We start from the raw sequence: 11,432 nt of genomic DNA, 5'->3' as shown, positions 1-11,432 counted from the left end.
TTTAGAGAGGAAAATATACACCTCTCTAAATAACCACAGAGTAAATATTACTATAATTTATACATTAAACAAAAAATTTATAATATCACCATCTTGCACAATATATTTTTTTCCTTCACTACGTATTTTTCCTAATTTTCTAATTTTATTTATACTACAATATCTTATTAAATCATTATATGAAATTATTTGAGCTCTAATAAATCCTTTAGAAAAATCAGTATGAATTAATTTAGCTGTTTGTAACGCTGTTTTTCCTTTCTTAAAAATCCAAGATCTAACTTCTTTAGAACCTGCTGTAAAAAATGTTTCTAGTTGTAAGATATCACATAATTTTTTAATAATTTTTTTACAATCAATAAAATCAATATAAAATATATTTTTTTTAGATAATTCATTATTAACATAATTTAACTTAAAATTATTATTTTCATTTAATATTATAGAAAAAATGATTGATTTATTAATATTTTTATTTTTAAAAAATTTATCTAAAAAAAAATTCATATCTATGTTATATTCTGTATTTATAATATAAATAATAGGTTTTAAAGTTAAAAACTGATATTGTTTTAGTTTTTTAAATTCATCTTTAGTAAATGTAATATCTCTTAAGGCTAAACCAGATTGTAGTTGACAAATACAGCGATTCACTAAATTTAATATTACTTTTTTATTAATATCTTTTGTAAATTTAGCTAACGAATTTCTTTTAATAATCTTTTCACATAAATCTAAATCAGATAACATTAATTCTGTATTAATAATATCAATATCTCGAACTGGATCAATTTCATTATATATATGAATAATACTAGTATCTTTGAAATAACGTATAACATGTATAAGAGCATTACATTCTCTAATTTTATCCAAAAATTTATTTCCTAAACCTTCCCCTTTAGAGGCGCCTTTTACTAAACCAGCAATATCAATTAAAGTAACAGTACTAGGAATAATTTTTTTTGATAATACACAATTAGCAATTTTTTCTAATCTAGCATCAAACACTGAAACAATACCTATATTAGGATTAATAGTACAAAAAGGAAAATTTTTTGATGGAATATTTAATTTCGTTATTTTATTAAATAATGCTGATTTTCCTACATTAGGTAAACCTATAATACCAAATTTATATACCACAATAATTTACACCTGTGAAATAAAAAATTTTATTAATCAAAAATAACTTTATTTATTTAAAACAATTTTTTTATTTTTTAAAAAATCTTTTTTATATATATTATCTTTAGTCAAAAAAATAAATTCCAAAATTGCTTTTATAATCATTTTTTTTTCTATAATACCGGGATTACTTAAAACAAAATTTGATATATTTTTTTTTAATTCTGGTCGACCAATACCAATATTTAATTGCATAAAAGTACTTTTATTTTTAAAAGTATTAATAATACTTTTAACTCCATTATGACCATTATAAGATTTACCTATCTTTATTTTCAATACCCCGGGGAGTAAATCTAATTCATCTCGTACTATTAAAATTTCAGATAACTTAATTTTATAAAAAGATGATAAAGCATATACTGAATTACCATTTAAATTCATAAAAAGATTTGGTCGTAATAAATAAATCTTATTGTTATTTAATTTAATAGAAGATATAAATCCTAAAAATCTTTTTTTTAATTTCAATGAACTTTTATAAAAATCAGATAACATATTAACAAACCAAAAACCAACATTATGTCTTGTTTCATAATATTTATGAAAAGAATTTCCTAAACCTACAATCATTTTTATTTTTTTCAAAAAAAACCTACTTTAAAATGTGTTTTTAATTAATAAAAAAAATATTTATATAATTTATTAACAAAAAAAATTATATTATATATATAATATAATTATCAAATTATATAAAATAAAAAATAATTAATTTTTATATTATGATAATATAAATTACATATGCAATAAAAAATATTTTAAAATCACTTTTTATTTTTTATTAAAAATAAACTTTTATTTATTAAAAATAACAATTAATATTTTTATTAAATAAATTTCAATTAAAAGAAATAAAATTTATTCTTTTATATAAAATTTTAATTTTCAAACATAAAAATAAAATTATAAACTATATATATTACTATTTTCAAAAAAATTTAATACTCAATAATAATATTAATATACATTATAAATATTAAATTAAAAATAAAATTATAATAACATATATATAAAAAATTATTTTATTTAAACATATTAATTTATTTTAAAGAAATAATTATTATCTTATATTAAAAAAATAATTTATCATACTAAATACTAAAATTGAGATTTATATGTCTATAAAGCAAAATTTACGAGTTACTCTAAATAATCGATTTAGAGGATTTTATCCTGTTGTTCTAGATATAGAAAGTGCAGGATTTCATGCAAAAACAGATGCTTTATTAGAAATTGCTGTTGTAACATTAAAAATGAATGAATTTGGTTGGTTACAAATAGACGATACCTTGCATTTTCACATTACACCTTTTCAAGGTTCTATTATAAAAGCAAAATCTGTAGCATTTAATAAAATTGATCCATTTAACCCTCTTAGAGGAGCGATTAGTGAAAAAAACGCATTAGAATATATCTTTAAATCAGTAAAAAAAAAAATTAGTATTAATAAATGTAAAAAAGGAATATTAGTAGCGCATAATGCAAATTTCGATCATAATTTTTTAATGGCTGCTGCTAAAAGAATAAAAACAAAAAAAAATCCTTTTCATCCATTTACTATATTTGATACTGCTACACTTAGTGGTTTAATTTTTGGACAAACTGTTTTAGCAAAAGCATGTAAAATTGCAGGAATTTCATTTGATACTATGCAAGCACATTCCGCCTTATATGATACTATGAAAACAGCATGTCTTTTTTGTGAAATAGTGAATAAATGGAAAAGAATTGGAGGTTGGCCGCCAAATATATCTCATCGAAAAAAAAATGATGAGATATAAATATATAATATATTTAATATTATCGAAAATCTATATACTAGGTTTTATATTATCATGACAGTTTTGAACTAATTTTAATAATTCTCCACTACGAAACATTTCTAAAATAATATCACACCCTCCAATCAAACGTTTATTAATCCATAACTGAGGAAAAGTAGGCCATTTTGAATATTTGGGTAGAGCTATACGAATATCATTATTTTGTAAAACATCAACGTAAAAAAAATTAGAAGTACAATATGATAATGCTCGTACTGCTCGAGCTGAAAAACCGCAACTTGGATGCTCTGGTGACCCTTTCATATATATAATAATACTATTTTTCTGTAACTGTTTTTCTATTTTATTAAAAATGTCTTTCATTTTTAAAATCACTCTTTAAAGTTATAATATATAAAAAAAAATAAAATAAAAAAAATATATTTTTATTTTATAAAAATAAAAAAGTTAACAAAAACAAAAATTTAAATTAATAAAAAAAAATATATATATAATATTGTTTAAATCAAATAAATCTATTATAATATAATTTATATATGGGGCTGATTATGGATTTGACAAAATATACAAAAATTTTTGTTGCATGTCGAGGGTTGGTTTGCCTCGATAAAAAACCAATTTAAAATAAAAGCAAAAAATAAAACTTACGCTTTAGCAGCTTAAAAAACTAGATAAAGCCCTTTCTTTCTAATCTTTTTTTTCTTCTCTTTTAAAAAGAATAGATATATTTTGAAAGGTTATATAAAAAGAGATAGCTATATGCAATTAATCTTGAAAGAATATAGTGATATTTAAAGCCAAGATAAAAAATAATACTTTGTTTATTGAGTATTATTTAACAAATAAAAATAAACTAAACATGTAGAGCAATAATCTCAGTTATTTTGGACGCGGGTTCGAATCCCGCCAGCTCCAAAAATATCTAACAAAAAATTCAATTAAATATATATCACATGAAAAAAAATATAAATAAAATATAATTATTTATATATTTTTTCAATAAAAAATTATTTTGATAATTTAAATTTTTTTATTATTTCATTTAAAGAAAATAATTAAATTTAATTATTTTTTTAATTAAAACAATTTATTGGAGAAAAAAATGCAAAAAAAAAAAATTCAAGATTATAAAAATAAAGAAATAGAAAGCAATATTAAAGATAAAAAACAAGAAAAAAAAACAAAAAAATTTAAAAAAATAGAAGAAAAAATTTCTTCTTTAATAAAAAAAAAAAAAGATATAGAATTAAGATATTATGCTGATATAGATAATATAAAAAAAAACAATAAACAAGAAATTACTTTAATTAAAAATAATCAAATTAAAAAATTTTTAAAATCTATTGTTCCTATTATCAATAAAATTGATAAATTAATAAAAATATCTAAAAATTCAAATTTAACACAAAATACAATAATAGAAGGTATACAATTAACAAAAAATATATTTGAAAAGAATTTAAAAATATGGCGTATAAAAAAGATAGATCAAGTAAATGTGATATTTAATCCTAAAATACATAAGTTAAAAGAAAAAAATATAGATAATAATCTATTAAATAATGCAACTATTAAAAATATTAAAAAAAATGGATATATTTTTAAAGATCAAATTATTAATAAAGCAACCGTTAAAATATAAAATATATATATACAAAATTAAAAATCTATATATAAAAAATAGATAATTTAATATATCATATTTTTAAACCAATTAATTGGTTGTTTTTTTTTATATTTTAATAATTTATTTGTTTTTGAAAAATGTCTGCATCCAAAAAAACCTCGAAAACATGATAATGGAGATGGATGCGGGGCTTTTAATATAAAATGTTTTTTTTGATTAATAAGATTATATTTAGAAAAAGAAAAAGACCCCCACAGCAAAAATACTACCCCTGTACAAAAGTGATTAATGAATTTAATTACTTGATTAGTAAAAATTTCCCATCCTATTCTCCTGTGAGAACCAGGAGCACTATCTGAAACAGTTAATATTGAGTTTAATAATAAAACTCCTTGTTTTGCCCAAGGTTCCAAACAATTAAACATTTTATTTTTATAAAATAAAAAATCATTTTGTAATTCTTTAAAAATATTTTTTAAAGAAGGTGGAGTTAAAATTTTATTAGGAACAGAAAATGATAATCCATGAGCTTGACCTGCATGACAATAAGGATCTTGACCTAAAATTACAACTTTAACATTTGATAAGGGTGTAAGTAAAAAGGCATTAAAAATCATTTTCTTGGGAGGATAAACTGCAGTATATTTTTGTATATTTTCAATTTCATTAAATAAATTAATAAAATATTTTTTTTTTTTTTCTATAGAAAATAAATTAGACCATGAAATATTCTTATTAATTTCCATTATATTATACCTTCATTAATATTAAAAAACAAAAATTACTATTTTCATAATTAAAAATAAAATTAATTTAAATATATTGTCATATAAAAAATAATTTTATTTAATTATTAAATAAAAATTTAAATCAAAAAAAACATTTTTTTAAATAAAAATATAATAATAAAAAATATGATATAATATAATATATCATAAATAAATTATGAATACTTAATTATAAATATAATTTTATTCCATTTAATCGAGGTAAAAATAAATATGGTTTTAGTATCTCAACAAGCTCCTAATTTTATCGCGCCTGCTGTTTTACCAAACGGTCAAATAATTAATAATTTTAATCTCAAAGAATATTCAAAAGGAAAAAAAACTATTTTATTTTTTTGGCCTATGGATTTTACTTTTGTATGTCCGTCGGAATTAATAGCATTTAATAATTTATATAATGAATTTAAAAATAGAGAAGTATGTATTATAGGCGTATCTATTGATTCAGTATATGTACACAATGCATGGAGAAATACATTACCAGACTCAGGCGGAATTGGTTTAATAAAATTTCCTATGATATCAGATATAAAAAGAAGTATACAAAAATCATATGGTATAGAACATCACGAATTAAAAATAGCATTAAGAGCATCATTCTTAATAGATAATAATAATATTATTAGACATCAATCTATTAATGATCTTCCAATCGGGCGTAACATCAAAGAAATAATACGAATAATTGACGCACTTCAAGTTTATGAAAAATTTGGTGAAGTTTGTCCAGCAAACTGGACTCCGGGGAAAGATACAATTCAAGCAACATCAAAAGGAATAAATAAATATTTATCTAAAAATTTTCATAAAATATAATATTTTATAAAAATATATTTTAAAAAATACATATAATTTATACTATATTGAACTAAAAATATTTATTTCGTTTAAAATAAAAAAAATTATAATATATATAATGATTACTATCTATCATTATATATATTTACATATATAAAAAAATATAAAAAAATCACAAATAATTAATATTGATTTATATATTAAATAAATAAAACTATCTATTTTATTAATAAAAACATAAAAAAACTAATTATTAAATCATAAAATATGATTTAAATAATAAATATTAAATATAAAATTATATCATTGAGATAACAAATCTATGAAAGACATTGCTCTAGAAATCAAACAGGTCAGTATTGAAAAAGAGTTAAAGAGATCTTATCTTGATTATGCTATGTCTGTAATAATAGGCCGAGCTTTACCTGATGTAAGAGATGGATTAAAACCAGTTCACCGAAGAATATTGTTTGCTATGAATATATTAGGCAATAAATGGAACAAACCTTATAAAAAATCTGCTAGAATTGTAGGAGATGTAATAGGAAAATATCACCCTCATGGCGATTCTGCAGTATATGATGCCATTGTACGAATGGCTCAACCATTTTCTTTAAGATATACGCTAATTGATGGGCAGGGTAATTTTGGATCTATTGACGGAGATTCTGCTGCTGCTATGAGATATACTGAAATACGTATGTCTAAAATAGCGCATGAAATGTTAAGTGATTTAAAAAAAAATACAATAAATTTTGTTTTAAATTATGATGGAACAGAAAAAATACCAGAAATTTTACCTACTAAAATTCCTAATTTATTAATTAATGGTTCTTCTGGAATTGCTGTAGGTATGGCTACAAATATTCCTCCGCATAATTTAAAAGAAGTAATTAATGGATGTATAGCATATTTAGATAATCCAGATATTTCTTTAAAAAAACTTATGAAATACATACCAGGTCCAGATTTTCCTACAGCAGGTATAATCTACGGAAAGATTGGTATTCAAGAAGCTTATCGTACAGGAAAAGGAAAAATATCAATTAGATCTAGATATTCGATAGAAATAAATCAAAAAAACAAAAAAGAATCACTTGTTATCTACGAATTACCTTATCAAGTTAATAAATCAAAATTAATTGAAAAAATAGCTATTTTAGTAAAAGAAAAAAAAATTAATGGTATCTCAAATATACGAGATGAGTCAGATAAAGATGGTATGAGAATAGTAATTGAAATAAAAAAAGATTTTATTACTAAAGTTGTTCTTAATCAATTATATACACTAACATCTTTACAAACATCTTTTGGTATCAATATGGTGGCGTTATCATCATCTGGACAACCAAAAAAAATGAGTTTAAAAAATATAATAAATGAATTTATTAAACATAGAAAAAATATTATTACTAGAAAATATGCATTTAAATTAAAAAAATATACAAAAAGAATACATCTTTTAGAAGGATTTTCTGTAGCATTAGATAATATTGATAAGATTATTGAAGTTATAAAAAGTTCACATAATAATAAAAATGCAATAAAAAATCTAAAAAAAATTCACTGGAAAAGAAAAACTACTATAAAAGTTAAAAATAGTTTAAAAAAAAATTATACAAATTTTAATTTTAGTAAAAAACAAGCACATGCTATTTTAAATATTAAACTAAATAAGCTTACTAGCTTAGAAAAAAATAAAATTTGTCAGGAAAATAGAGATTTAAATAAAAAAAATTTATTTTTAAAAAAAATACTTTCTCATTCAAAAGAATTAAAAATTATTATTAAAAATGAATTAATAAAAATAAAAAAACAATTTTCAGACTATAGAAAAACTAAAATAATCAAAAAAGTATCAGAAATTAATATGGAAGATATAATAGTAAAAGAAAGCGTAGTAGTAACATTATCATATTCAGGGTATGTAAAATATCAACCAATTTCCGATTATAACGCACAAAGAAGAGGAGGAAAAGGAAAATCAGCAGCTAAAACTAAAGAAGAAGATCATATAGCAAATTTATTAGTAGCAAACTCACACGATACAATTCTATGTTTCTCTAGTAGAGGTATATTATACTGGATGAAAGTATATCAATTACCTGAAACTAGCAGACATGCACGAGGACGTCCAATTATTAATTTATTACCTCTTATGCAAAAAGAAAGAATTACTGCAATTTTACCTATTTCTCAATATAAATCATCCATAAATATATTTATGGCTACAGCATTAGGTTTTGTAAAAAAAACACCACTAAATCAATTTCAAAAACCAAGGAATTCAGGAATTATTGCAATTAATTTACGAAAACATGATGAGCTAATCGGAGTTTCATTAACTAACGGAGAAAATAATATATTAATATTTACCTCTAAAGGAAAAGTAGTTCAGTTTTCTGAAAAAAACATAAGAAAAATGGGACGTACTGCTTCTGGTATATGTGGAATTAAAATTATTAATAATGATCGATTAGTATCTTTATTAGTTCCAAATAAAAAAGATGATATACTAATAGTAACTGAAAATGGATATGGGAAAAGAACAAAAATAAATCAATTTCCCATTAAATCTCGCGCTACTAAAGGTGTTATCTCAATTCGAGTTACCCAAAAAAATGGAGTAGTAATAGGAGCTATACAGGTTAATCAAAATAATCAAATAATGATGATAACGAATGCCGGAACTCTTGTCAGAATTAGAGTTTCTGAAATAGCAATCTTAAAAAGAAACACACAAGGAGTTATATTAATCAGAACAACTAAAAAAGAAAAAGTAGTTGGTTTACAAAAATTATCATATGATTCTTTAAAATCATAAAATTACTATATTAAATAAAAAAATTATTTATTATAGTAATTTTACAGAAAATAAATCATTATTATATATATTTTGAATTGCTATAATGTCATTTAAAATATTCTAAAAAGACTGAATAGCAGTCATAGCGGTAGTATAAATGATATCATCTACTGTCGCACCTCTTGATAAATCATTAACCGGTTTACATAAACCCTGTAAAATAGGACCAATAGATATAATTCCTGATGATCTCTGCACTGCCTTATATGTAATATTTCCAGAATTTAAATCTGGAAAAATTAATACTGTAGCTTTACCTGCTACTTTTGAATGTGGTAATTTGATACGTGCTATTTTTTTAGAAACAGCGGCATCATATTGAATAGGACCATCAATTAATAATTCAGGATAAATACTTTTTGCTATATCTATAGAATCTTTTATTTTATCTACAGAAATACCTGATCCTGAAATACCAGTAGAGTATGAAAGCATAGCTACTTTAGGTTTAATACCAAGAGAATCTGCTGTATATGAAGATTGTATTGCAATTTTAGCTAACATTTTTGAATCTGGATATCGATTAACTGCACAGTCACCATATACTAATACTTTTTTTGGGAATAACATTAAAAAAACTGAAGAAACAAATGGATCTCTACAATTATTTTGTATTAATTGAAAAGTAGGTCTAATAATATCAGCTGTTGAATGTGAAATTCCCGCTACTACACCATCTACATCACCTTGATGAAGCATCATAAGAGATAAAATAATATTACTATCTAGTAAACGACAAGCATCTTTATGACTAGTAACTCCTTTATCTTTTCTTAATTTAAATAATTGATCAACATAACATTTTCTAATTTTATCTGGATTAATTATCTTAATGTTTTCATGTAAAAAAAAATTATTTTGTATTGCTGTATCTTTAATATATTTTTTATTTCCTAATAAAATACACTTTGCTATTTTTAGTTTACTACTTATAGACGCAGATTTAATAATTTTAATATTATTACCTTCTGGAAAAATAATTTTTTTGATATTTGAACTAGCTTTTTTTTGTAAAAACAATTTAAAATTTTCTGAATAATTTTTCATAAAATATTTATTAAAAATAAGGTTTAAAAAAATACTGATTTATAATATAAAAAAATTATTTTTAAAAAAATAATTTTAATATTCTGTTTTTATAAAATTGATTTTTTTACTAAATCGTAAGTTTCTTTAGCTATAATTTGATTTTCATTAGCCGGTATAACTAGTATAGGTATACTTTTAATAGAATTTATAAACATAATTTTTTTATTATTTTCTAAATTCTTATCTAGATCTAAAAAACAACCTATTAAAGATAATTTATCTATTATTTTATAACGAATTAAACTAGAATTTTCTCCAATTCCACCTGTAAATACAATAGCATCTAATCGTCCATACATTAATGAAGAATACCCACAAATATATTTAGAAATACGACGACAAAATATATCAATTGATAATTTAGCTTTTTTATTAATATTATATTTTTCTTCTAATTTTCTAAAATCATTAGAAATAGAACTAATTCCTAATACTCCTGAATTTTCAGTTAATATTTTTTGTACTTTATCAATAGACATTCCTAATTCTTTAACCATGTAAAAAATAATAGATGGATCAATATCTCCACATCGAGTCCCCATAACTAGTCCTTCCAATGGAGTTAAACCCATAGATGTATCTATTGATTTACCATTTACTATAGCAGTAATAGAAGAGCCACTACCTAAATGACAACTAATAATATTTAATTTAAAAATAGGTTTTTTTAAAAAAATAGAAGATTTTTTGGTTATATAAAAATGATTAATTCCATGAGCGCCGTATCTACGAATAGAATAATCAGTATAAAAATGATAAGGGATAGCATATAAAAATGATTCTTTAGGTAAAGTATGATGAAATGCAGTATCAAAAACTGCTACATTAAAATTTTTTAATTTTAATATTTTTTTTAATGCTATATTAATAGCTAGCAAATGAAAAGGGTTATGCAAAGGAGCAAAAATAGATGATTCTTGAATTTTTGATAAAACTGAAGAATTAATAATCATAGATTTTTTTAAATACCTTCCACCATGAACAACTCTATGACCAATACCAACCACATTATTTAAATAATTTTTATATTGATTAATCAATATATCAAAAATTAATATAATTAACTTTTTATATGATTCTACTTTATCAAATTTTTTAAATAATTTTTTATTTTTTATAAAATTATTTATTATTAAAGATGTAACACTATTTATAGTTTCTACTATTCCATCAATATAAGTAACTTCTTTAATAGGATCAATAATAGAAAATTTAACTGAAGAACTTCCACAATTCAGAACTAAAATTAATTCTTTTTTCATAACATATCTCTTTTTTTACAAAATAATTAT

General features: G+C 21.4%; 10 protein-coding genes and 1 other RNA gene. 5 read left to right on the top strand and 6 right to left on the bottom strand.

Annotated features, from left to right (window positions below; genetic code table 11):
- Positions 1-57: 57 nt before the first annotated feature.
- Both ychF and pth read right to left on the bottom strand, forming a co-directional pair.
- Entirely contained in the window at positions 58-1,146 is a 1,089-nt protein-coding gene (gene ychF, locus BUCICURT3053_RS00650) for a redox-regulated ATPase YchF (RefSeq protein ID WP_154061103.1), read from the bottom strand.
- 48 nt (positions 1,147-1,194) lie between these two features.
- Positions 1,195-1,776: an aminoacyl-tRNA hydrolase gene (gene pth / locus BUCICURT3053_RS00645; RefSeq protein WP_154061102.1), complete on the bottom strand. Its 582-nt coding sequence runs from the start codon at positions 1,774-1,776 to the stop codon at positions 1,195-1,197.
- 527 nt (positions 1,777-2,303) lie between these two features.
- On the opposite strand from pth, the gene rnt reads away from it, so the two are divergent.
- Positions 2,304-2,969, top strand: coding sequence for a ribonuclease T (rnt, locus tag BUCICURT3053_RS00640; protein WP_154061101.1), 666 nt, complete (start codon positions 2,304-2,306; stop codon positions 2,967-2,969).
- Positions 2,970-2,999: 30 nt separating this feature from the next.
- On the opposite strand, the gene grxD is transcribed toward rnt, so the two are convergent.
- Complete coding sequence (gene grxD, locus BUCICURT3053_RS00635; RefSeq protein WP_154061100.1) at positions 3,000-3,335, bottom strand: Grx4 family monothiol glutaredoxin; 336 nt, start codon at positions 3,333-3,335, stop codon at positions 3,000-3,002.
- A gap of 175 nt (positions 3,336-3,510) precedes the next feature.
- Here grxD and ssrA point away from each other — a divergent pair.
- Positions 3,511-3,888, top strand: a transfer-messenger RNA (tmRNA) gene (gene ssrA / locus BUCICURT3053_RS00630).
- 186 nt (positions 3,889-4,074) lie between these two features.
- The gene (gene grpE / locus BUCICURT3053_RS00625) at positions 4,075-4,614 is read left to right on the top strand and encodes a nucleotide exchange factor GrpE (protein WP_154061099.1); all 540 of its coding nucleotides are present in this window, start codon (positions 4,075-4,077) and stop codon (positions 4,612-4,614) included.
- Between the two features lie 47 nt (positions 4,615-4,661).
- On the opposite strand, the gene ung is transcribed toward grpE, so the two are convergent.
- Positions 4,662-5,345, bottom strand: coding sequence for a uracil-DNA glycosylase (gene ung / locus BUCICURT3053_RS00620; RefSeq protein ID WP_154061098.1), 684 nt, complete (start codon positions 5,343-5,345; stop codon positions 4,662-4,664).
- A gap of 255 nt (positions 5,346-5,600) precedes the next feature.
- On the opposite strand from ung, the gene BUCICURT3053_RS00615 reads away from it, so the two are divergent.
- Both BUCICURT3053_RS00615 and gyrA read left to right on the top strand, forming a co-directional pair.
- On the top strand, positions 5,601-6,203 hold the full coding sequence (locus BUCICURT3053_RS00615) for a peroxiredoxin (protein ID WP_154061097.1): 603 nt from the start codon (positions 5,601-5,603) through the stop codon (positions 6,201-6,203).
- A gap of 304 nt (positions 6,204-6,507) precedes the next feature.
- Complete coding sequence (gene gyrA, locus BUCICURT3053_RS00610; protein WP_154061096.1) at positions 6,508-9,009, top strand: DNA topoisomerase (ATP-hydrolyzing) subunit A; 2,502 nt, start codon at positions 6,508-6,510, stop codon at positions 9,007-9,009.
- 102 nt (positions 9,010-9,111) lie between these two features.
- On the opposite strand, the gene pta is transcribed toward gyrA, so the two are convergent.
- Positions 9,112-10,098, bottom strand: coding sequence for a phosphate acetyltransferase (gene pta, locus BUCICURT3053_RS00605; protein WP_154061095.1), 987 nt, complete (start codon positions 10,096-10,098; stop codon positions 9,112-9,114).
- 89 nt (positions 10,099-10,187) lie between these two features.
- Positions 10,188-11,402, bottom strand: a complete 1,215-nt coding sequence (locus BUCICURT3053_RS00600) for an acetate kinase (protein WP_154061094.1) — start codon at positions 11,400-11,402, stop codon at positions 10,188-10,190.
- Positions 11,403-11,432 lie beyond the last annotated feature (30 nt).

The organism is Buchnera aphidicola (Cinara curtihirsuta), assembly GCF_900698895.1.
Lineage (GTDB): Bacteria > Pseudomonadota > Gammaproteobacteria > Enterobacterales > Enterobacteriaceae > Buchnera_F > Buchnera_F aphidicola_AX.
Note: the sequence above shows the minus strand (reverse complement) of the source record. Positions and strands in the feature narration are given on the sequence as shown.

Coding starts and splice junctions, on each gene's coding strand:
- rnt (WP_154061101.1), top strand. CDS start 2,304: ATGTCTATAAAGCAAAATTTACGAGTTACTCTAAATAATCGATTTAGA.
- grxD (WP_154061100.1), bottom strand. CDS start 3,335: ATGAAAGACATTTTTAATAAAATAGAAAAACAGTTACAGAAAAATAGT.
- grpE (WP_154061099.1), top strand. CDS start 4,075: ATGCAAAAAAAAAAAATTCAAGATTATAAAAATAAAGAAATAGAAAGC.
- ung (WP_154061098.1), bottom strand. CDS start 5,345: ATGGAAATTAATAAGAATATTTCATGGTCTAATTTATTTTCTATAGAA.
- BUCICURT3053_RS00615 (WP_154061097.1), top strand. CDS start 5,601: ATGGTTTTAGTATCTCAACAAGCTCCTAATTTTATCGCGCCTGCTGTT.
- gyrA (WP_154061096.1), top strand. CDS start 6,508: ATGAAAGACATTGCTCTAGAAATCAAACAGGTCAGTATTGAAAAAGAG.
- pta (WP_154061095.1), bottom strand. CDS start 10,098: ATGAAAAATTATTCAGAAAATTTTAAATTGTTTTTACAAAAAAAAGCT.
- BUCICURT3053_RS00600 (WP_154061094.1), bottom strand. CDS start 11,402: ATGAAAAAAGAATTAATTTTAGTTCTGAATTGTGGAAGTTCTTCAGTT.